The sequence below is a fragment of the Bacillus sp. S2(2019) genome, from assembly GCF_005144805.1.
Lineage (GTDB): Bacteria > Bacillota > Bacilli > Bacillales > Bacillaceae > Bacillus > Bacillus altitudinis.
This window is the reverse complement of the sequence record NZ_SWFL01000003.1, coordinates 416,116-438,255: the sequence shown is the minus strand read 5'-3', so window position 1 is coordinate 438,255 and position 22,140 is coordinate 416,116. Positions and strand designations below refer to the sequence as shown.

The 22,140-nt window shown below is 41.5% G+C and carries 25 protein-coding genes; 4 read left to right on the top strand and 21 right to left on the bottom strand.

The window, feature by feature from the left end; translation table 11 throughout:
- Positions 1-128: 128 nt before the first annotated feature.
- From dnaK to gpr, 8 genes are all read right to left on the bottom strand, one after another.
- The gene (gene dnaK, locus FBF75_RS12405) at positions 129-1,967 is read right to left on the bottom strand and encodes a molecular chaperone DnaK (RefSeq protein WP_008342469.1); all 1,839 of its coding nucleotides are present in this window, start codon (positions 1,965-1,967) and stop codon (positions 129-131) included.
- Positions 1,968-1,991: 24 nt separating this feature from the next.
- Positions 1,992-2,549, bottom strand: coding sequence for a nucleotide exchange factor GrpE (gene grpE / locus FBF75_RS12400; RefSeq protein ID WP_008342471.1), 558 nt, complete (start codon positions 2,547-2,549; stop codon positions 1,992-1,994).
- Between the two features lie 64 nt (positions 2,550-2,613).
- Positions 2,614-3,645, bottom strand: a complete 1,032-nt coding sequence (gene hrcA, locus FBF75_RS12395) for a heat-inducible transcriptional repressor HrcA (protein ID WP_008342473.1) — start codon at positions 3,643-3,645, stop codon at positions 2,614-2,616.
- Between the two features lie 81 nt (positions 3,646-3,726).
- A complete protein-coding gene (gene hemW / locus FBF75_RS12390) occupies positions 3,727-4,866 on the bottom strand; it encodes a radical SAM family heme chaperone HemW (protein WP_048001525.1) in 1,140 nt (379 codons plus the stop codon).
- Between the two features lie 114 nt (positions 4,867-4,980).
- A complete protein-coding gene (lepA, locus tag FBF75_RS12385) occupies positions 4,981-6,819 on the bottom strand; it encodes a translation elongation factor 4 (RefSeq protein WP_008342476.1) in 1,839 nt (612 codons plus the stop codon).
- Positions 6,820-6,984: 165 nt separating this feature from the next.
- Positions 6,985-7,317, bottom strand: coding sequence for a YqxA family protein (locus tag FBF75_RS12380; protein WP_017358024.1), 333 nt, complete (start codon positions 7,315-7,317; stop codon positions 6,985-6,987).
- Between the two features lie 13 nt (positions 7,318-7,330).
- The gene (locus tag FBF75_RS12375; RefSeq protein WP_136944803.1) at positions 7,331-8,539 is read right to left on the bottom strand and encodes a stage II sporulation protein P; all 1,209 of its coding nucleotides are present in this window, start codon (positions 8,537-8,539) and stop codon (positions 7,331-7,333) included.
- A gap of 66 nt (positions 8,540-8,605) precedes the next feature.
- Positions 8,606-9,721, bottom strand: a complete 1,116-nt coding sequence (gpr, locus tag FBF75_RS12370) for a GPR endopeptidase (protein WP_008342483.1) — start codon at positions 9,719-9,721, stop codon at positions 8,606-8,608.
- Between the two features lie 198 nt (positions 9,722-9,919).
- Between gpr and rpsT the strand changes: the two genes are divergently transcribed.
- Entirely contained in the window at positions 9,920-10,186 is a 267-nt protein-coding gene (gene rpsT / locus FBF75_RS12365) for a 30S ribosomal protein S20 (RefSeq protein ID WP_008342485.1), read from the top strand.
- A 133-nt stretch (positions 10,187-10,319) separates the two neighbouring features.
- Here the strand turns inward: rpsT and holA are convergent, their stop codons facing one another.
- Positions 10,320-11,339 (bottom strand): DNA polymerase III subunit delta, encoded by a 1,020-nt coding sequence (gene holA, locus FBF75_RS12360; RefSeq protein ID WP_046344022.1) that lies wholly within the window; start codon positions 11,337-11,339, stop codon positions 10,320-10,322.
- A 238-nt stretch (positions 11,340-11,577) separates the two neighbouring features.
- On the opposite strand from holA, the gene FBF75_RS12355 reads away from it, so the two are divergent.
- Positions 11,578-11,712, top strand: coding sequence for a YqzM family protein (locus FBF75_RS12355; RefSeq protein WP_008342491.1), 135 nt, complete (start codon positions 11,578-11,580; stop codon positions 11,710-11,712).
- A gap of 39 nt (positions 11,713-11,751) precedes the next feature.
- Here FBF75_RS12355 and FBF75_RS12350 read toward each other — a convergent pair whose 3' ends face one another.
- The 3 genes from FBF75_RS12350 to FBF75_RS12340 all read right to left on the bottom strand — a co-directional run bounded on the left by FBF75_RS12350 (position 11,752) and on the right by FBF75_RS12340 (position 15,336).
- Entirely contained in the window at positions 11,752-14,079 is a 2,328-nt protein-coding gene (locus FBF75_RS12350) for a DNA internalization-related competence protein ComEC/Rec2 (RefSeq protein WP_136944877.1), read from the bottom strand.
- Positions 14,072-14,641: a ComE operon protein 2 gene (locus FBF75_RS12345; RefSeq protein ID WP_008342495.1), complete on the bottom strand. Its 570-nt coding sequence runs from the start codon at positions 14,639-14,641 to the stop codon at positions 14,072-14,074. The genes FBF75_RS12350 and FBF75_RS12345 overlap by 8 nt, the downstream gene beginning before the upstream one ends.
- Before the next feature lie 65 nt (positions 14,642-14,706).
- On the bottom strand, positions 14,707-15,336 hold the full coding sequence (locus tag FBF75_RS12340; RefSeq protein WP_008342497.1) for a helix-hairpin-helix domain-containing protein: 630 nt from the start codon (positions 15,334-15,336) through the stop codon (positions 14,707-14,709).
- A 90-nt stretch (positions 15,337-15,426) separates the two neighbouring features.
- Between FBF75_RS12340 and comER the strand changes: the two genes are divergently transcribed.
- Positions 15,427-16,275 carry a late competence protein ComER gene (gene comER, locus FBF75_RS12335; RefSeq protein WP_045034391.1) on the top strand — a complete coding sequence of 283 codons (849 nt, stop codon included), beginning with the start codon at positions 15,427-15,429 and terminating at the stop codon, positions 16,273-16,275.
- 48 nt (positions 16,276-16,323) lie between these two features.
- On the opposite strand, the gene FBF75_RS12330 is transcribed toward comER, so the two are convergent.
- From FBF75_RS12330 to FBF75_RS12295, 8 genes are read right to left on the bottom strand one after another with little or no spacing between them, the layout of a single operon-like run.
- A complete protein-coding gene (locus FBF75_RS12330) occupies positions 16,324-17,067 on the bottom strand; it encodes a class I SAM-dependent DNA methyltransferase (RefSeq protein WP_136944802.1) in 744 nt (247 codons plus the stop codon).
- The gene (gene rsfS / locus FBF75_RS12325) at positions 17,064-17,420 is read right to left on the bottom strand and encodes a ribosome silencing factor (RefSeq protein ID WP_008342502.1); all 357 of its coding nucleotides are present in this window, start codon (positions 17,418-17,420) and stop codon (positions 17,064-17,066) included. The genes FBF75_RS12330 and rsfS overlap by 4 nt, the downstream gene beginning before the upstream one ends.
- Positions 17,421-17,432: 12 nt before the next feature.
- On the bottom strand, positions 17,433-17,996 hold the full coding sequence (gene yqeK, locus FBF75_RS12320; RefSeq protein WP_035702721.1) for a bis(5'-nucleosyl)-tetraphosphatase (symmetrical) YqeK: 564 nt from the start codon (positions 17,994-17,996) through the stop codon (positions 17,433-17,435).
- Positions 17,986-18,555: a nicotinate-nucleotide adenylyltransferase gene (locus FBF75_RS12315; RefSeq protein WP_025207651.1), complete on the bottom strand. Its 570-nt coding sequence runs from the start codon at positions 18,553-18,555 to the stop codon at positions 17,986-17,988. The genes yqeK and FBF75_RS12315 overlap by 11 nt, the downstream gene beginning before the upstream one ends.
- 13 nt (positions 18,556-18,568) lie before the next feature.
- Positions 18,569-18,859, bottom strand: a complete 291-nt coding sequence (gene yhbY / locus FBF75_RS12310) for a ribosome assembly RNA-binding protein YhbY (RefSeq protein WP_008342507.1) — start codon at positions 18,857-18,859, stop codon at positions 18,569-18,571.
- Positions 18,853-19,695 (bottom strand): shikimate dehydrogenase, encoded by an 843-nt coding sequence (aroE, locus tag FBF75_RS12305; RefSeq protein WP_025207652.1) that lies wholly within the window; start codon positions 19,693-19,695, stop codon positions 18,853-18,855. Before aroE ends, yhbY begins: the two co-directional genes overlap by 7 nt.
- Positions 19,696-19,716: 21 nt before the next feature.
- Positions 19,717-20,817, bottom strand: a complete 1,101-nt coding sequence (gene yqeH, locus FBF75_RS12300) for a ribosome biogenesis GTPase YqeH (RefSeq protein WP_007501357.1) — start codon at positions 20,815-20,817, stop codon at positions 19,717-19,719.
- Between the two features lie 2 nt (positions 20,818-20,819).
- Positions 20,820-21,341: a YqeG family HAD IIIA-type phosphatase gene (locus tag FBF75_RS12295; RefSeq protein WP_008356191.1), complete on the bottom strand. Its 522-nt coding sequence runs from the start codon at positions 21,339-21,341 to the stop codon at positions 20,820-20,822.
- 362 nt (positions 21,342-21,703) lie between these two features.
- Between FBF75_RS12295 and FBF75_RS12290 the strand changes: the two genes are divergently transcribed.
- Entirely contained in the window at positions 21,704-21,844 is a 141-nt protein-coding gene (locus FBF75_RS12290; RefSeq protein WP_003217327.1) for a sporulation histidine kinase inhibitor Sda, read from the top strand.
- A gap of 135 nt (positions 21,845-21,979) precedes the next feature.
- Here FBF75_RS12290 and FBF75_RS19685 read toward each other — a convergent pair whose 3' ends face one another.
- Positions 21,980-22,129 carry a hypothetical protein gene (locus FBF75_RS19685; RefSeq protein WP_003217499.1) on the bottom strand — a complete coding sequence of 50 codons (150 nt, stop codon included), beginning with the start codon at positions 22,127-22,129 and terminating at the stop codon, positions 21,980-21,982.
- Positions 22,130-22,140 lie beyond the last annotated feature (11 nt).

Here is a 22,140-nt window from a genome sequence, read left to right as displayed (position 1 = left end):
GTATCATTTTAAATTGATCTTTTTCAATTCCTTTTCATCGTTGAAAAGAAAAAAGTCAAAGCCAAGAGATCCTGACTTTGACTTTCTGACGAGTACGTTTCAGCAGTCTTTTTCAAAAGTAAAGGTGATTATTTTTTCTCTTGATCGTCGTTTACTTCTTCGTATTCTGCATCCACTACATTGTCATCTGCTTTTTGAGCACCTTCAGCGCCTTCTTGCTGAGCTTGTGCTTGTTTTGCAGCTTCTTCATAGAGCTTTGTCGTTAATTCTTGAACGATTGTTTGTAGCTCATCTTTTTTCGCTTTAATGTCTTCAAGCTCGCCTTTTTCGATCGCAGCTTTTAGCGCATCTTTTGCATCATTCGCTTTTTTCACTTGCTCTTCATCGATTTTGCCTTCAAGATCTTTTAATGTTTTTTCTGTTGTAAACACTAATTGATCTGCTTCATTGCGCACTTCGATTTCTTCTTTTTTCTTTGCATCTGCTTCAGCATTTTCTTCTGCTTCTTTGACCATTTTTTCGATCTCATCATCAGAAAGACCTGAAGAAGATTTGATTGTGATGTTTTGTTCTTTTCCAGTACCCATATCTTTCGCACGTACGTTTACGATACCGTTTTTATCGATATCAAAAGATACTTCGATTTGTGGTACGCCGCGTGGTGCTGGCGGGATATCAGTCAATTGGAAACGACCTAATGTTTTGTTGTCTGCTGCCATTGGACGCTCACCTTGTAAGACGTGAATGTCTACAGCAGTTTGGTTGTCAGCAGCCGTTGAGAATACTTGAGATTTACTTGTTGGAATGGTTGTATTACGTTCAATCAGCTTTGTGAATACGCCGCCCATTGTTTCAATTCCTAAAGAAAGTGGTGTGACGTCAAGAAGAACAACGTCTTTGACATCTCCTGTGATAACTCCACCTTGAATTGCCGCACCAAGTGCAACCACTTCATCAGGGTTTACGCCTTTATGAGGCTCTTTACCTGTTTCTTTTTTGATTGCTTCTTGTACTGCAGGAATACGAGTTGATCCACCAACAAGGATGACTTTATCAATCTCACTAGCAGATAGACCTGCATCTTTCAGTGATTGACGTACAGGTGTCATTGTACGCTCTACAAGGTCTGCAGAAAGCTCTTCGAATTTAGCTCGCGTTAGCGTTAATTCTAGGTGAAGAGGACCTGCATCTCCAGCTGTGATAAATGGCAGTGAGATTTGTGTAGATGATACACCAGAAAGATCTTTTTTCGCTTTTTCAGCAGCATCTTTTAAACGCTGAAGCGCCATTTTATCTTTAGAAAGATCAATGCCGTTTTCTTTTTTGAACTCAGCCACTAGATGATCGATGATGACTTGGTCAAAATCGTCTCCACCTAGACGGTTGTCCCCAGCAGTTGAGCGTACTTCAAAGACGCCGTCTCCAAGCTCAAGGACTGATACGTCAAATGTACCGCCACCAAGGTCATATACAAGGATCGTTTGATCTTCATCTGTTTTATCTAAACCATAAGCAAGTGCAGCTGCTGTTGGTTCGTTGATGATACGTTCTACTTCAAGACCAGCAATTTTACCAGCATCTTTTGTTGCTTGGCGCTCTGCATCGTTGAAGTAAGCAGGAACTGTAATAACCGCTTTTGTTACTTCTTCGCCAAGATAAGCTTCAGCGTAAGATTTAAGATGTTGAAGGATGATTGCAGAGATTTCCTGCGGCGTGTAGTTCTTGCCCTCAACTTCTACTTTATAATCTGTACCCATATGTCTTTTAACAGACATGATGGTGTTTGGGTTTGTAATTGATTGACGTTTCGCTACTTCACCTACTTGGCGCTCTCCATTTTTAAAAGCGACAACAGATGGTGTTGTACGTGCTCCTTCAGCGTTTGCAATAACTTTTGGCTCGCCGCCTTCGAGTACTGCAACGCATGAGTTTGTTGTTCCTAAGTCAATACCAATGATTTTACTCATATTCGATGACCTCCCATTATGTAGTTATTGATTTACTTTTACCATTGATGGACGAATAACTCGGTCTTTGAGTTTATAGCCCTTTTGCAATTCTTCTACAACGATGTTTGAATCGTAGTTTTCATCTTCAACTTGCATGACGGCTTGATGAAGGTTTGGATCGAACTCTTTGCCGACAGCTTCAATTGGTTCAACGCCTTCATTTTTCAACGCTTCTACCAGCTGGCGGTAAACCATTTGCATACCTTCTAACAAACTTTTCGTCTGCTCATTGTCTGGATCGATTCCAAGCGCTCTTTCAAAGTTGTCGAGAGCTGGGAGAAGGTCGCTGACAACATGTTGAGAACGATATTTTTGCACGGTCTCCACTTCAGTTCGAGCACGGCGTTTATAGTTTTCAAAATCTGCTTGAACACGCAGAATTTTGTTTTCTTTTTCATCTAGAAGCTGCTGCAATTCATCAATCTTCTCTTGGAAGGCAGACTGTTCATCGTGCTTTACTTCCTCAGTTTCTGCTTGAACTGCTTCTTCTTGTGCTTCAACCTCTGCTGCTTGCTCAGGTGTCTGTTTTTCTTCTGACATTGTGTTCACCTCCCTCAAAAAGATTCAATTATACGAAGGGGCTGTGCCCCCACCTTTTATCACCCTACTCATCATACAAATTGGAAAGTGCGTTTGACAAGTCTTTTGATACATGATGCAAAAGACTAACGACTCGCCCGTAATCCATACGGGTTGGACCAATGACAGCGATGGAGCCGAGTGATTTTTGATCAATCGCATAAGTTGCTGTGATTAAACTGCAGTTCTCCATTGCTTCCAAATTGTTTTCTGAACCGATTTTAATGGTGATTCCTTGCTGATTTGGATGAAACAGCTGCATGACATCATTCTTTTGTTCAATCAGCATCATGAGTGAACGAATGCGGTCAATGTCATGAAACTCTGGCTGGTTCAACATATTAATCTTCCCGCCAAAGAAAAGTTTTGATTCATTTTGTGTTGAAGTGAATGTGTTACCAAGTGCATCTAAAATATGATCATAGTCTTTTAAATGCGTGCGAAGGAGCATCACTACTTCTTTATACATCCTGTCCTTCAGCTGATCCATCGGGACTCCGGCTAAGCGGCTGTTTAAAATATTCATTAGCTTCTCAATATCGGAGACATCAAGATGCTCAGAGAAGGTAATGGTTTTGTTTTCAACATGCCCGCTGTCTGTAATCATAATCGCTACTGCTTTATTAGGCTGGACAGGGACAAGCTGAATTTGCTTCAATCGATTTTCACTTAGCTTTGGACCAAGGACAATCGATGTGTAGTTTGTGAGATCTGATAAAATTTCCGCCGATTTTTGAACTGTTTTTTCCAGCTCAAAAATTTTCTCCTGAAATACTGACTGGATGAGCACAAGCTCTTTAGATGACAGTTTTCGCGGAGAGAGCAAATGATCTACATAATAACGATATCCTTTTTCGGAAGGAATTCTTCCTGATGAAGAATGGGTCTTTTCAATAAAACCGAGTTCCTCCAAATCAGCCATTTCGTTTCTAATCGTCGCAGAGCTGAATGTAATGTCTTCTTTTTTGGAAAGAGTCCTTGATCCAACTGGCTGCGCCGAACGAATAAAGTCATTAATAATGACTTGTAGAATCAAAAGCTGACGATTTGTTAACATCATCATCACCCCTGTTAGCACTCTCTTTCAACGAGTGCTAATTGTATAAACAAAATTACCAAACTCAAATTAAAATGTCAATTATAACTCACCGAGAAACGCTTGAAATACTTCATTCCCTAACAATTTTCCTTTTCTTGTCAAGCGAATGCCAATCTCATCCTGTTCAATGAGACCTTTTTCTGCTAATTCTTCAAGAATGGCGGGAAAGAGTGCTTCTGGTGATGCTCCAAATTTCGCTTGAAAATGAGCACTTTTCACGCCTTCAATTTTCCGCAAACCTAAGAACATTTCTTCTTCAATCTGTTCTGCTTTTGTCACCTGATGCGTTTCCTTATATGGAAACCCTGTTTGTTCAATGAGCTCTAAGTAATGCTTCACTGGTCCAGCGTTCACATTACGGACGCCATCTACATACCCGTGCGCTCCTGCGCCAAAACCAAAGTAATCTTCGTTGCTCCAATAGGTGAGGTTATGCTGGCTTTCAAAACCTGGTTTGGCGTAATTGCTAATCTCATATTGTTTGAGTCCATGCCGCTCCATTTCATCCATGACGAGCTCATACATTTCAGCCTCACGTTCTTGCGGTGGTAAATGCAGTTTCCCTTTTTGCATCAAATTGTAAAAGACCGTCTTTGGCTCGACAATCAGCGAATAAACCGAATAATGTTCTGCACCTAATGAAAAAGCGGTCTGTAGTGAATGCATGACATGATGCTTCTCTTGATGAGGCAAACCAAACATAAGATCAAGACTAATGTTGTCAAACCCAACTGCTCTTGCTCGCTCGAAAGATGTGAGAACATCTTTCTTTTGATGAACCCGTCCGATTTTTTTGAGCAGGTCATCTTCAAATGTTTGAACACCAAAGCTCAGCCGATTAACGCCTGCTGATTTTAAGACATTCAATTTCTCAAGCGATAGTTCGTCTGGGTTTGCTTCTACTGCAAACTCGATTAAGTTTTTGGTTGGTTTTAATACGCGGTGAATACTGTCCATAAGCTGATCTAACTGGCTGGTTGTGAGTGATGTCGGGGTTCCCCCGCCAATAAAGATCGTCTTTAGTTCTTGCTCCCCTTTTTGATCGATCGTGTGCTGCATTTCTTTTTCAAGAGCGGCTAAGTATTCATCGACCGGCTGGGTTTTAATGAAAAATTTATTAAAATCACAATAGTGACAAATGTGCTCACAAAATGGAATGTGAATGTATGCTGCTTTCATTTGTTGACACCTTCTTTACAGGTAAAGAGCCGCAGTTTATCGCTGCGGCCTCTTCGTTTGTTTTCGACTATAAACGTCAAGGCGAGCATTGTAAAGCAGGTTGCCTTGAGGATGTTATTTTTTCGGTGTGCTGTCGTCCATTTTCAGCACGGCCATAAATGCTTCTTGTGGGACTTCTACAGAACCCACTTGCTTCATGCGCTTTTTCCCTTCTTTTTGCTTCTCAAGAAGCTTTCTTTTCCGGGAAATATCTCCACCATAACACTTCGCTAGTACGTTCTTGCGCATTGCTTTAATGGTAGACCGAGCAACAATTTTTTGACCGATCGCTGCCTGAACTGGTACTTCAAAGTGCTGGCGCGGAATCAGTTCTTTCAGCTTTTCTACAATGATCTTTCCCCGTTCATATGCATAATCGCGGTGAACAATAAAGGAAAGTGCATCGATTTTTTCGCCATTAAGCATGATATCCATTTTCACTAGAGTGGATGGGCGATAGCCGATCAGCTCGTAATCAAAGGATGCATACCCTTTTGTATTGGACTTTAATTGATCAAAGAATTCGTATACGATCTCTGCCAGAGGAATTTCGTACACAATGCTCACGCGGTTTGCATCAAGATATTGCATATCAATGAAATTGCCGCGCTTTCCTTGGCAAAGCTCCATCACAGAACCAACATAATCATTTGGCACCATCATTGTTGCCTTCACGTATGGCTCTTCAATTCGCTCAATCTTTTGCGGATCAGGCAAATTGGATGGGTTATCTACAACGATTTTTTCTCCGTCTGTCATATACACATCGTAAATAACACTTGGCGCTGTCGTAATGAGGTCGATTTTAAATTCACGTTCAATCCGTTCTTGGATGATTTCCATATGAAGCATGCCAAGGAAGCCGCAGCGGAAACCGAAGCCAAGTGCTTGGGATGTCTCTGCCTCATATTGAAGTGAAGAATCATTTAATTCAAGCTTTTCTAACGCTTCACGCAAGTCGTTATATTTCGCTGTGTCAATTGGATAAAGGCCGCAGTACACCATTGGGTTCAGCTTTCTATATCCAGGTAGAGCTTCTTTCGCAGGGTTTACCGCACTTGTGATCGTATCCCCTACACGTGTATCGCCGACATTTTTAATAGCAGCTGTTAAATAACCAACATCTCCAACAGTGAGTTCGTCTGTCGGCATGGCTTTTGGTGTGAATACGCCGACTTCAAGTACTTCAAATTCTTTGCCTGTCGCCATCATCTTGATTTTTTGACCCGGTTTGACGGTTCCTTCGACAATTCGTATGTAAGCAATGACGCCACGATACGCATCGTAGAGAGAATCAAAAATGAGGGCTTGAAGTGGTGCTTCTGGATCTCCAGCTGGTGCCGGCACCTTTTCGACGATTTGTTCTAAAATATCCTCGATCCCGATGCCCGCCTTAGCAGAGGTGAGAACAGCTTCAGATGCATCCAACCCGATGACATCTTCAATTTCTTGTCTTACACGTTCAGGTTCTGCACTCGGCAGATCAATTTTGTTAATGATCGGCAGGATTTCTAAGTTGTTATCAAGAGCTAAATAAACGTTCGCTAGTGTCTGTGCTTCAATGCCTTGTGCTGCATCCACCACAAGAATTGCACCTTCACAGGCAGCTAGGCTTCGAGATACCTCATAGGTGAAGTCGACATGCCCTGGTGTATCAATCAGGTGCATAATATATTCTTCTCCATCCTTCGCCTGATATTTCAGCTGGACAGAGTTTAATTTGATCGTAATGCCGCGTTCACGCTCTAAGTCCATGGAATCAAGTAATTGTTCTTTCATTTCTCGTTGCGTAATCGCCGCTGTTTTTTCTAAAATTCGGTCAGCCAATGTGGATTTCCCATGGTCAATATGGGCGATAATGGAGAAATTTCGAATTCTTGATTGCCGTTCTAATCGTTTTTCTTTATCTGTCACAATCTATCACTCCTACTATAAAACGCGGGTTGCGCTAGGTTAGATTATATCAATAGGGCTGTAAAGATTCAATCGAAATCAAGAAAAGCCGCTCATCGGTTAGCGGCTTTTGCGAAAAGGTGTGATATCTTATGAAATAACATCCAACATGATGCTTACAACAGTTTATTTACCATTCACCCAATCGTAAAGTGTACGGGCTGCATGCGTCATACCATCTGATAATGCTTTTCCGGCCTTAGAGAAGGCATTAAAGCTCTCCATTTCTTCTAGCTGCTTTTGTTTTTCTGCTAAGTCTTTTTGTGTGACAGCTGTTCCGAGGATAGAAGCTTCTTTTTCTTGATCATCATTCGTTTGGACAGTGAAGGCCCCTTTTAATTGCGGATCATGATACCCTTTCATTTGCAGCATGCCATTATTGGCTTGCTGCATTCCTAAAAAGACACCGAATAGCAATACGAGCGATAAAATAATGGTTTTTCCGATAAATGAGCCCATGTCCTCCACCACCTTAAGACCGTTTTTTCTCATCCTTTGCTTTGCCGTCTACCTTTTCTGCGTCCCAGAAAATTTCACTGAACACATCAGCTGCTGCATTGGATGCGTTTTTCAGTTCTTCCATATTATTATCCACACCACCAAATTCTAATAGGAGGGCTTTGTCAGATAAATCTTGATTATAGATTCCATTATCACCAATTTCTCCTTTGGCAAACACACCGACACTAAGTCCTTTATATTTTTTCTCCATCAAATGGTGGAACTCTGTCGCCAGCTTTAAGTTTTTCTCATAGCTTTGATTCTTCTTCCCTACAACAAACGCGATTCTCGCATATTTCTTGCCTTTGATTTCTACTGTCGTATCTTTCTTTCTTCTTGAATCCCGGTGAATATCGATTAAGTAATCTAGGTCATCATTTTTAGCGAGAGCTTCTTTTACAACCAATCTGGATTCATTATATGATTGAGGATACTTCAACCCTTTTTTCAGCAGTCTTTTTTCAATTTCTGTTTTATCCACTGTGTTGCCGATTCCTTGCTGATCGAGCGCTTTACCAAACATCTCCCCGACAAGGGTGACGTTCACTTTTGAGTGGCGCGCATTGTTTGGGTTTGTTTCTCCTTTTAAAAATGGTAAATATGATTCCGTATTATGTGTGTGATAAATGTATACAGCTTTTCGTTTTCCTGTCGACTGGTTCGGCTCTTTTGCAGGCGTTTTCGGTTCATCTTCATCAAGCTTGTCCAGCTCAGCTAGATTTGCTTCTTTTTCATCTTTGATGACTTCACTTGGAGGCGGCGATTCCATTGGCATATTCGTATAGTCTGTACCTTCACCTGCTAGGATGATTTTTGTATCAAAATGTTCAAAGCCTGGCAGCTCTCTTCCTAGAAAACTGCGGGGGTCTTCTAAATTGATACTTGTGGCAAGTTTGAGTGACAGCCCGGAGAAATGAAATCCTTTTTGATTTTCAGGGACTGCTGAGGCAAAATATTGATTTTCCATCCCCATTAGAGTTGCAAAGAATGCCCCTGACAGCTCATCTGCCACACCATATAATGACGCTTGAGGCCTAAGCTCAGGTTTTAAAGACGTCAAAGCCCCTGACATGACAAACACAACCACCAGAGAGACAATAAACAAAAAAATACTCTTCACTACTTTTGTTCCATTAATCGCAACGACCAATTGTCGAGGACGGCGAGGTCTTTTTTTCATGATTTACTCCCTCCAGCACGCTTTCTAGTAATTACACTATGAGCGAGCTAGAGAAAGTAGAACTGATTAATGATTATAAGAACCCATGTTGTCTTGAGAGATTTTTTGATGAAGTGCTGTATTTAACCCATTGGCGAGTACGTTCGCCATGTCATCAATGAATGTATCCACTTCCTTCGGTGTGACCATTAGATTTTGTCCAAGTGGTGCAAGTACCTCATGGATCAACTGTCTTTTTTCTTCTTCAGGAAGCGTTCCGACGATTCCTAAAAAGGATTGACGCGTTTCATCATCTGGCAAATCTTCTTCATTCAGCACTTTTTTCTTCCCAAATGTCAGACCCGCTGGTACTAAAGATCGGGAAGGTCTATCATCTTTCAGTTCTCTACCAAAATGCTTTAACACGTAATCAATCGTGTCACTTGCGATCGTGACCGCATCGACCACTGTCGGTACACCAATGGCAATGACTGGAATCCCCAAGGTCTCTTTGCTTAATTCTTTTCGTTTATTTCCGACACCCGATCCTGGATGTATACCTGTATCAGAAATTTGAATCGTTGTATTCACCCGTTCTACTGCACGTGCAGCCAGTGCATCGATGGCGATCACAAAATCTGGTTTAGATCGTTCAATGACACCTTGTATAATGTCACTTGTTTCTATACCAGTCAGCCCCATGACACCAGGCGATAATGAAGACACTGGGCGATAGCCTTCCTGCACATTCTCAGGCTGTAATTCAAATAAGTGGCGTGTCACCAGCAAATTTTCAACTGTGAGCGGCCCTAAAGCATCCGGCGTGACATTCCAGTTTCCGAGTCCTACGACAAGACAGCTCGCATCAGCCTGAATGCCGTGATCTTTTAAAAATTGAGCAAAATGATGGGCAAAAACTTCAACCACTTTTTCTTGCATCTCAGAGTCTTTCTCCCGAATTCCTTGCGCCTCAAGCGTCAAGTATGTCCCTGCCTTTTTTCCGGTCAGCTCTTCTCCTTCTGTCGTAATCTCCACAGTGCGGATGCGGATGCCGTGCTCTTCCTTCTCCTTCTCAACAATTCCTTGAATACCGTCCTTTTTGACCACATTCGGATCGTTCTCTTGTTCTAGTATCTCTTTTGTTTCAACGGCCAAATCGGTCCGGATTTGATAAGCGCTTAAATCGAGTTTCTGTTTCTTCATGAAAAGGCTCCTTCCATCAAGTAATTAACAGTAGTCTTTCCATCTCTTTCAAGAAACATTCGAGCGCTTCATCAATGAAAAATACTTTACATTTATATTGCATTCTAAAGGTGTGTTTGATAGAATACAATTTGTTCTATTGTGAAGATTTAACCTTAAGACAATTGTGTTTAGGTTGTATCTTAGGAGGTGAAACACATGCCAAATATTAAATCAGCGATCAAACGTACAAAAACGAATAACGAACGCCGTGCACACAACGCAACAATCAAGTCTGCGATGCGTACTGCGATTAAACAAGTTGAAGTTTCTGTAGCTAACAACGATGCTGAGCAAGCAAAAGCTGCTCTTTCTTCTGCTGCAAAACGCATTGACAAAGCCGTTAAAACTGGTCTTGTACACAAAAACGCAGCTGCGCGTTACAAATCAAGACTTGCGAAACAAGTAAACGGACTTTCTGCATAATGATTGCAACGCCTCAGTGATGAGGCACCTGTTTAACTGTACGTCCGTCCTGAACGGCCGAGCCTAAGGACAGACTGGCAATTATACATCTAAACAAAAACGACCCTCTTTTGAGAAGGTCGTTTTTTTATGTTCAAGCCCCTAATAACCGAAGCAGGAACAATTCTAATAATAGCTGCTTGTCCTTTTTACCCGTTTTCATTTCATAATCAATCGTGGAGAGCTCTTTGACGATGTACTTTAGCTCTTCTTCTGAAAACAGTCTTGCTTGATCCATCGCGAGTTTGACCCGGAATGGGTGAACTTTCAGGTTTGACGCAATTTGTTTTTGCCCGTATCCCTGTTGAGCAAAGTACTTTGTCTGCAATATCAACCGAAATTGATTTGAAATGAGTGCCAATATTTTAATGGGTTCCTCATTTTGCTTTAGGAGATCATAAAACATTTGCATCGCTTCAGACCGGCGCCTGTTCACGATTTGGTTAATCAGTTCGAAAATATTCTGCTCCAAACTTCGTGCAACGAGCTGATTGACATCCGCCAGCTCAATTTCCTCTCGCTGCCCAATATATGTACTTAGCTTTCGAACCTCTTGAAAAAGTGAGGACAGGCTCCCGCCACATAACATGACAAGCTGTTCTGCCGCTTCAACCGAGATTGTTTTTCCTTCTGTTTTCACCAGCGTGATGGTGAAATCTGTTGTTTCTTTCGGATTTAACTCTTTCGCCTCAACTACAGCCGCTTTCTTTTTTAACAATTTGGTGATTTTCTTACGTTCGTCCAGTTTTTCATATGGGGCCAATAACACGAGAATCGTGTAGGGTGCTGGCTTTTCTAAATAAGCTTCTAACACAGAAAGCTGATGCTCGATCTTTTCTTTTTTCTTTTCTGCAGTGAGGAAATAAGGGTTCTTGATCACAACGAGACGCCGCTCTCCCATAAACGGAAATGTTTCTGCGTCCGTCACAGCCTGCTCAAGCGGCACCTCTTCCATATCGAAGACAGAGTAATTAAAATCCTTTGTTTCTTCGTCGACGACAGCTTGTCTCAATTTTGCAGCTGTCTCTTGAAGTAAATACGTTTCTTTTCCATATAAGCAATAAACGGGGTGAATATCCCCTTTTTTTAAATTGTTCCATACTTCAAAGACCATTCGCTTAAATCCCTCTCTTTCACTTCCTCCTCTATCCTAAAGTGTGTAGAGACATTAGTAAAGAGGAAGCTGAAAGTGCCGCCTCCTCATTTATAGTAAACGTCTCACGTAAGCTCCCGGGTCAGCTTACAGTCAGACGATATTCACAAAATGATCATGAAAATGGAAAACGGTTACTTTACCTTCTAGCAATTCCAAATGAGTTCAAGTATACTAAAAATAGCCAGGAGGGATGAAAATGAATGAATTTGAAAAGAATGTTCAAAGCAAGCGGAATGATGTGACCGACTCAGCTGTTGGTTTTATCGTCACATTCGGATTTTTCGCCTCAATGTTTATTTTGGCAACTGTGATACACCTCGTTGGATCTTAACTACATGAATGCAAGATGACTGCCGTTTTGGCAGTTTTTTTATTGATTTTGTAAGATATCATATGGAGGATGAGCGTAAAATGTTCCATCCTCTTCAAGAAATTCATAGGTCACACTTCCATCGATATCTGTACGATACACCCTTGTTTGATGATCATTTAATTTTTTCAAAACTTCTTGATGAGGATGCAGATACCGATTTCGTTCACCTGCTGAAATCAGTGCATATGACGGATTCAAATGCTGAAGCCATTCTTCACTTGTTGATCCTTTACTCCCGTGATGCCCAACCTTCAAGACATCCGCTCGTAGCTTGGGGTAAGCTTGAATGATGTCTCGTTCCCCTTCTTGTTCAAGATCCCCAGTCAGCATAAAACGCTTGCCGCCAAGCGTAAAGGTGAGGACCAGTGAATCATTATTTTTACTCGTCACCTGGTCACGAGCTGGATGCAGAACGTCAAATTTTTGTCCTCCAATTCTCAGCTGATCCCCTCTTTCCAACTCATCTACAGGAATCCGTTGATCAGCCGCTTCCTTTAAAAGCTGCGCATCCTCTGGATTTCGAGCAAAGCCTTTTGGGATTGCAAGGCGTTTGACTTTATTTCGCTTTATTAACCGCATCGCTTCTCCCATATGATCTTGATCTGCATGGGTAAGGATGAGGACATCAAGTTTTGCTATGCCTTTAGAATGCAGAAATGGAATAAGCGTTTGATCCCCAATTGTAGATACTTTACGTCTTTTTTTCCATGGCTCTTCTTCAAAAGAAAGTCTGCCTCCTGTATCGACTAATATATGCCCAGTTCGATAAGGTAGCTGAATAAACAAACTATCCCCTTGTCCTACATCTAACATTGTGACCTCTCCTTTTTGAAGAAAATTCGGCGTGAAATAGTGTACAGCCAGCACACAAACGAGAATCAAAATAGGCACAAGATAAGATTTGATAGAAGTTTTACATTCCATCACAATGAATAGAAAAACAATGGAGGAAACCTCTAGGAGCACATGCCACCATGTCGATTTCATAAAAATGAGAGTAAGACTATCGTAAGCAGCCATGTGTGCAGACAATTGATGACTAAACTGGATCATCCAATCAAGCAGCTGAAACAGTGTTTGTCCAAGCGGAAGATAAATGATAGATAAAAGAAAAAAGAATAAGGACAGAGGCATGACAACCATTGTATAAAAAGGAACAAACATCATATTTAAAGGAACACTCAGCAAGGAAAATTGTTGAAAATAATATAAAAGAACAGGAAGCGAAGCAAGCTGTGCAATCAAGGAAATAAGGAATAACTGCATCACCGAACTTTTTGCTTTTGATAAAATACTAGTGGATAGCAAAATAAATAAGGTCACCACAAATGACAGTTGAAAACCGACATCAAATATATAAAGTGGTTGAATGGCTAATAAAAGCAAGAACGCTGCACTTAACACGACCGCAGAAGGCTGTTTCATTTCTTTTGGCAGGCTTGTGATGACTAAATAAATTCCAGCCATGAGACAGGCTCTTAACACAGATGGTGCAGCACCTGTTAAACAAGCATAAACCGGCAAAAAGGATAATAAAAGAATACGCGCTGTCTCTCTTGTCACGCCAGCGCGGAGTAGACACCAAAATAGACAAGCGAGCAATGTTTGAACATGAAGTCCTGAAATGGCTAATAAATGAATGATGCCAAGCATTTGATAATCTCTTAATGTATCAGGGTCTATTAAATCACGATCGCCAAAAATAAGTGCCTGCACAATCCCAACAGAACTCTTCGGAACGTGATCTTCTAGAAATTTCAACCCCTTCTGCCTAATAGATGAAAGGTAATGTGAAGGGCTGTCATGTTTCGTGCAGCTTTTCATAGACTGCGTTAGGAAAATAGCATCAATGCCTTTTGTTTTTAGAAATTGATCATATTGAAAGCCATTCGGTATGGTTGCATGTTTGGGCAACCGCATCTCACCTGTCATATGACAGCTCATACCTGGCCCAACATCTTTTAGCGCTTCTTTTTCACGCTCCGTTTGAATCGTATAAAATGCCGCTAGTCGACGATTCTCTGATGAAACAGTCGCTGAAAAGCGATTGCCATCTATTTTCGGAATCGTTTCAATCACAACCGAATGAGAAAATGATTTTTCTTGTACGGGATGATCCGTTTCAAAAGACTGATGCACCATAAAAATGAGCATATAGATCGTTCCACACAAACTGACCATTAAAAAGAGCTGGGGTGTTTTTTTCAGCAGACTGAAAAGAAGACAGACAAGAAGAAAAAGGAGAAAATACAAATGAAGATGATATGCGGCCAGAGCAATTCCAACAGCTGCTGAAATCGCCCCGAACGGCAAATACTTAAACATAGGAAGTAAATAATTGATTCGCCTTTTCATGCATTTGACGAATTTCTGTTTCGCTACGTCCTGATTCACTTAGTTTGCCTATTAAATCCGCAACAAAGGCTAATTTTTCTTGGTTTTTTAAGTCAATAATCATCTCATCTAGTTCGACCTGTTCTGTTTGAACTCCGGCCTGTTCAAATAAATCAACAGCATATGGATGATTTTTATAATCCTTCGCATAATACACTGTTCGAATACCTGCTTGAATAATCGCTTTACAGCACTGCAAGCAAGGAAAATGCGTCACATATATTTCAGCATCAGCTGTTGGTGCACCAAATTTGGCACATTGTAAAATAGCGTTCATCTCCGCATGGATTGTACGAACGCAGTGATGATCTATCACATAGCATCCTACATCTGCACAATGCACGTCACCGGCAATGGATCCATTATATCCACCTGCGATGATGCGCTTGTCTCTTACGATCGTTGCCCCAACAGCTAGCCGCTCACAGGTGCTTCGCAAAGCAAGCAAATGGCTTTGAGCCATAAAATATTGATTCCATGAAATTCTCTCCACGAGCTGATCCCTCCAGAATGATGGTTGGTATTAAGTGTACATGCCTTTCTTCTATACCGTCAATTCTACTTAACCGTCAGTTGATTTTTCAGCCGTTCAATGGTCTTCTCTCCAAAACCCGAAATATTCCGCAAATCTTCAATTTGCTGAAATTCTCCATGTTCTTCTCTATACGCAATGATGGCTTCCGCTTTGGCTGGGCCTATTCCGTTAATGGTCTGCAATTCCGCTGCATCAGCTTGATTGACATTCACCCCTTGGCTCTGTTCATTTCCCGGCGGCGCATTAGCCGCTGCTGTTTGTCCCTGCTTGTCACCTTCCCCCTTCTTTCGTACATAAATCATCATACTGTCCTCTAATTTTGCTGCTTGATTGATGTCAACTGTATCTGCCTTGCTCGTAAAACCACCTGCTCTTTTAATGGCTTCTTCAACTCTGTCCTCAGCCATAAATGCATAAACGCCAGGCTTCCGTACAGCTCCTTTGACCTCTACTACGATGGATGTTGGCTCTTTTTCTGCACTCTCTTGTTTTTCTTCTAATGTGACCCGCGTTTCATGTTGTTCTTTCAATACACTTGGCTCAGCGCTGCCTTTCTCTTTTCCTACTAAAAAGCAGAAACAGATGATGAGGAGGATGATGATGCCCGCTATCAGATAAAATCTGTATTTTTTCAACGAAATGAGCTGCTTCACTTGTTCACGCTTCTTTCAATCATATTTTCACGCTGCTTCACATACTGTTTAGAAGATAACAGATCCTATGCGTCTAAGGAGGGAGAACGTTTGAATATAGGGTTAATCGGTACAGGAAACATGGGTACCATACTTACTGAGGCATTTATTGAATCAAAAGCAGTCAATCCCTCATCCATCACCATTACAAATCGGACCATCGAAAAAGCGTTCAATATAAAAAAGAATCACCCAGAGGTCGAAGTGACGAAACAGCTTTCAGGAGCTGTAACAGATAAAGATTTCATCTTTGTTTGTGTCAAACCACTTGATATTTATCCGCTTTTAAAAGAGCTGAGCCCACTTTTAAAAGAACAGCAAACCATTGTCATCATTACAAGTCCGGTTCATCCTGAACAGCTTCAAGACATTGTTCCTTGTCAAACAGCCAGACTGATCCCAAGCATCACCAACCGCGCATTATCAGGCGCATCACTTTTAACATTTGGTTCATCATGCAATGTCACGACAAAAGCAGCGCTCAGACAACTCGCTTCCCGCATTTCAACACCAATCGAAATTCATCATTCAATCACACGAGCAGCCTCAGATATTGTCAGCTGCGGTCCTGCCTTTATTAGCTTTCTTGTTCAGAAAATGATTGAAGCCGCTGTTGAAGAAACGGATATTTCAAAAGAAGAAGCCACCACCTTATCAGAAGATATGCTTGTAGGACTTGGCCGTTTGATTGAAAAAAGGGTGTATACCCTGCCGACACTGCAACAGAAGGTGTGTGTAAAAGGCGGCGTCACCGGCGAGGGCATTAAAGCACTTGAAGCAGGTGTTCAAGATATGTTCCATCAGCTTTTCCAGAACACTCATGACAAGTTCGATGAGGATGTAGAAGCGGTTGCGCATCAATACCCACCGAGTGTGTTTACTGATGATCTCAGAAATTAAACATGTTCGCAACAAGCGAAAAAAGGGTTTTAAAAAAACCATCGTCCATTAAACGATGGTTTTTGGTTTCTTCGCTGAAATAAAATACCTTTCGGCCAATTCCTGAGGTGCTTCATTTGTAAAATCAGCGGTCACTTCAATCTGTTCAAAGCCAGCGGACTCAAGGAACGCTGCATAAGTTTCAAAAGGAAATGTACGTTGTTCGTGCGTTTCATCATAACGCTCATACACGTCTCCGTCTTTTACAAAAAAGCTTAAATCATGAATAACCGAATATGGGTCATCCCCTTTATCACTCTGCCAAATGTAGCTGATTTCTTCATCTTGATCGACATAAGTAGAGCCAGGAAATACCTCTTCCATTTTATAAGGGGTATGAACATCAAACAATAAAACCCCACCTGTCTCTAAAAGCTGAAACATGTTTTTAAAGGTTTTTTTGACGTCATTTTCGTTTTTTAGATAATTCAAAGAATCACAGCAAATAACCGCTGCTTGAAAAGTTTGTTCAAACCCCTCAAGCTCTCTCATATCTTGATGTAAAAATTGAATAGACTGCTTATGAGCCTGTGCTTTTTGCTGCGCAAATGCCAGCATCTCTTCACTTAGGTCAATTCCTGTGACCATGTGGCCTTTTGCAGCTAACCGAAGAGAGATCTCTCCAGTTCCACAACCTACATCGATAATCGCACTATTTGGCTTGATATACCGCTGTATCCACTGAACCCATTCATCATAAGGGGCATGTGTCATGAGCTCATCATACACACCTGCAAACCCTTGATAAATCATGAGTTAATGCCAAGCGAAAGCGTTTCTCTCGGCGCATCTCCCCAAAGCTTCTCTAAGTTATAGTATCCTCTTTCCTCTTTGTGGAACACATGAGCAATGACATCTCCTAGATCAATCAAGACCCATCTTGCTTCGTCAAAGCCCTCCATCTTTTTAACTTCGATGCCGCCTTCTTCTGCAAGGTGTTTCACTTCTCTTGCAATGGCCTGTACTTGTTTGTCAGAATTCCCGTGACAAATGAGAAAATAATCTGCAACAAGTGAGATCCCTTGCATATTCAGGGCAATAATATCCTCTGCCCGTTTATCATCGCACGCTCCAGCTGCGATGTTTAAAATTGATGATGCATCCATCAAAATTCCTCCTTAGTTGTTCTTTTGCACAAGTGAGTTATAAGTAGCAAGTGTATCTGGGAAAACTGGCTGATTCTTTTTCATTAAAAAGCTGACGGTGTTTTTTAAAGATTGAATCAAGGCAAGATCCAAATCCTGCTCTGCTAACTCTCTTACTTCCTCTACACCAGGAAAATGGCGTCCTGGCTCTATATAGTCGGCGACATAAATAACTTTTTCAAGCAATGTCATGTTCGGTCTGCCGGATGTATGGAATTCAATGGCTGTTAAAATATCTCGGTCGTCAATTCCAACTTCTTTTTTGACCAAATAGGCACCAACTGGGGCATGCCAAAGCTCAGGTGAATATTTAAGCAATAGAGGGTTCATCTGTTCTTGCTGGATGATGCCCTTCATTTCTTCTTTCGGTCTAAATTTGGCATAATCGTGGAAAATAGCCGCAACCTCTGCTTTTTTCACATCTGCACCAAAACGTTCAGCTAATGAAATGGCCGTCTCCATGACCCCAATTGTATGTGTATATCTATGCTCTGTTAACTGCTGTTTGACACAGTTTAACGCTTCTTCACGATTCATATAAATGATGCTCCTTTATATAACACTCAACAGCTTTCGGAATCAAATAATCAACAGGTTTCCCCTGCTTCATTCGCTGCCTAATCAATGTCGATGATACATCAAAAGCCGGAACATCTGCAAACAAAAGAGGATACGCCGTACTTCCTTCATAACCTGGTCTTTTCATCCCAATAAAGGTGATCATCTGAAGCAAATCATCGATTCTGTGCCATTTCGGCAAATACTCGACCATGTCCGCTCCAATCATAAAAAAGAACTCATCTTCAGGATGGCGCTTCTTCAACAGCTCAACTGTATCTACTGTATAAGATGGGCCCTCCCGCTCCATTTCAATAAGCTCAACTCGAAAATGAGGATTTGACTGAATCGCTTTTTCCACCATTTTTACGCGGTGATGACTCTCTGCTCGTTTTCGGCCCGTTTTATGAGGGGGCTTGTGATTTGGGATAAACCAAATTTCATCAAGCCCTACTTGTAAACGCACCTCACTTGCCATCAGCAAATGCCCATTATGCGGGGGATCAAACGTACCGCCGAACAACCCTATTTTTTTCATATCATATCCACCTTTACGGCAGCTTAATTTGTTTATTTTCCTTTGATTCCTTATAAAGGACAATCACATTTCCGATCGTTTGAACGAGTTCAGCTTTTGCACCTTTTACAAGTGCTTTTGCAACCTCTGTTTTGTCCTCGTCGCAGTTTTGCAATACGCTGACTTTCAAAAGTTCTCTTGCTTCAAGCGCCTCGGAAATTTGCTTGACCATATTGTCATTTACCCCGCCTTTTCCAACTTGAAAAATAGGTGATAAATGATGTGCTTGCGCACGTAAAAAACGTTTTTGCTTACCTTTTAACATGGTGTTCCTCCTAATTTCTCTATGACAATTGACTTCATTTTTCGGGCGTCAGGTGTAATGCCCGTCCACAGTTCAAAGGCTCTTACCGCCTGACCAACAAACATGCCGACGCCATCGACCGTTTTCAAACCTAACCCGGCTGCTTCGCTTAGCAGCTTTGTTTCTATTGGATTATACACAATATCACAAACGACCGCTGTTTTTTTTGCGTTCGCTAAAGAAATTGGGGTTTCTTCAACATTCGGATACATACCAATTGAGGTCGTATGGATGATGACATCATATTCCCCAAGCCGCTCTTCTGCTGTATTTAATGCAATGGCACGAGATGTGATTTTCCCATCGGCACTTTCAATTAAAGCTTCAGCTTTTTCAATGGTGCGGTTGGCGATATCAAAGTGTTTCGGTGCATACTCAGCAATTGTCGTGTAAATCGCTCTTGCTGCTCCACCAGCACCAAGCAGGAGAAATGACAGCTCTGATAACGGCTGATCCAACGCTTCAAGCAATGAATGAAGAAAGCCTTCTCCATCTGTATTGTACCCAACGAGCTGATCTCCTTCGAGCCGCACCGTATTGACGGCACCAAGGCGTTCAGCTGTCACATCAATTTTGTCGAGGTACTTCATGATTTCTACCTTGTGCGGAACAGTGACGTTAATGCCGCTGATTCCTAACGCTTTCATGCCGCTAATCGCATCTTTCAGGTCATCATTTTCTACTTGAAAGCCATGATAATGTCCATCAATTCCAGCATCCTTTAATGCTGCATTATGAATATCCGGAGACATTGAGTGGCCAACAGGGTTACCGATTACTCCGTATAAAGGTTTCAAGGTCTCTCCCCCTCTGAACATTTAAATTAACGAACGTCTCATAAACACGTGCACGCCTTTTGGCGCATACACTTTGATTTGTTTTCCAGCATCATTCGCAGTCACCCAGCCCAATCCTGAAAAGACAATGTCCATTTTTGGCTGATCTATGGTGAAAGTGTGCGGAACGAGCGGCGGGAAATCTTCCATCCCCTCTTTTGATGGCGGTGAAAGCAGCTCACCTGCATGCTTTTCATATAAGTCATCTGCATTCTCCATCTTCGTTCTGTGAATGTTGAGTTCATTTGGCATGTAGCAGACAAAGGATGTTCTGCCGCCTTTTACATAATCAAATCGTGCCAGTCCGCCAAAGTAAAGCGTTTGAGCTTCATTTAACTGGAACGTTCTCGGTTTCAATTCTTTTTTCGGCGTTAAAATCTTTAAGTCATTTTTGCCGACATAGTGCGCCATTTGATGGCGGTTGATGATACCCGGTGTATCGAATAAAGCAGACCCGTCATCAAGCGGGATTTCAATCGCATCAAGTGTTGTCCCTGGGTATTGGGATGTGGTGATCACATTCTCTTCTCCAGACACCTCTTTGATAATGCGATTAATAAATGTTGATTTCCCAACATTTGTACAGCCGACAACATAGACATTTCTGCCCTCACGGTAATGATCAATGGCCTCCATGACCTCAGGCACACCTTGTCCTCTGCTCGCACTGATTAAAAACACATCGATCGGATTGAGCCCATTTTCTTTTGCTTCCCGCTTCATCCATTGAACAAGACGGTCTTTTTTCACGGATTTCGGTAAAATATCTACCTTGTTGCCGACAAGTAAAATGGGATTACCACCAACAATACGGCTCAGTCCATTAATCCAGCTTCCGTTAAAGTCAAAAATATCAACGACCTTGACGATCAGAGAATCAGTCTCGCCAATGCTGTGTAAAATATTTAAAAAGTCGTCTTCTGTTAAAGACACATCCTGAATTTCATTGTAGTTCTTTAACCTAAAACAGCGCTGACAGATCACATCTTCTTTCAATAGAGATGCTGCCGGCGCATATCCTAATTGATCTTTATCTTCCGTCTGAATGGCTACACCGCAGCCAATACAAACAACCTTTTCCATTATTACTCTTCCTCCCACTGAATGTGGCCCTTACGCTTTAAGGCTCCTAAAATTCTGCGTTCAATCTGCCTGTTAAACTTCGTGAAAAATCCGTCCGATGCCGCAACAGGTACAACCAAAATGGTATGGAAGCCATGCCTGTTTCCGCCAAGCACATCTGTCATAAGCTGATCGCCAATGACAACCACATCTTCTTTCTTCAATTGCATATCAGCGACGGCCTTATTAAAGGCTCTTCCCATCGGTTTTCTCGCTTTATAAATAAACGGGATATGAACCGGCTCAGAAAAAAGCTTGACCCTTTTTTCATTATTGTTCGATACAATCGTCACCTGTATCCCGTGATCTTTCATCTCTTGAAACCATTCAATTAAACGCGGGGTCGCACTTGGACGATCCCATTCTACTAGTGTGTTATCTAAATCCGTAATAATTCCTTTTACATTTCGTTCTTTTAGTTTTTGCGGCGAAATGTGGAAAATACTTTTCACAAATTCATCCGGTAAGAAATACTTCTTTAGCACAATTTGCACCCTTTCTTCCATTGGTTTTTCAGCGATTGTGTCGAATCAAATCACAATTTGTCTGTCTATCGAATACAATGAAAAAGTTTTCGACATATGATGAGGACCTTCAACAGGTGTGGATAATTTTACACACATTATCCACCTATATTTCATCACGCTTTCATTCAATTATAAACACTCTACCCACAAGTTATCCACTTAACCATGTGGATAACAGAACGATTGTTCTTGTTTCCCATTCATGGTAGATTAAAGGTACTTCAAAGACATTCGATCAACCTATGATGATATGTCTTTTCCTCAAGTTTTATGCCAACTTTTTCAGGGGAGGTGTTTTTCCCATCATATGGGTTTCTAGTATGAAAAAGCTGTCAGATGATTTACTTATAGAATCGTATTATAAAGCAAATGAAATGAACTTAAATCGCGACTTCATTGAATTAATTGAGACAGAAATGAAAAGACGTTCGCTCGGGCATATGCTCTCTGTTTCCTCTTAATTCCATATATCCAGGAACCATGCCTCCCGAGCACTCTCCTTTTTAAACTCAGGTGACTGATATTATATCACTTGCGCTATAGGCTTACTACTATTTTCCGTAAAAAACACCCCTTCTGATCAAAGAAGAGGTGTCTTATTTGCAAGGCTGTTCATTCCAAAACCATAACCCTCCACCTACGACCAAAATGACGACAAGGAACACAACAAGAAAAGCGTAACCGATTCCTGCTCCTTGAGCTGGATAAGGCGAACACGCAGGGTAAGGATAAGGACATCCCCACATATCAGTTACCT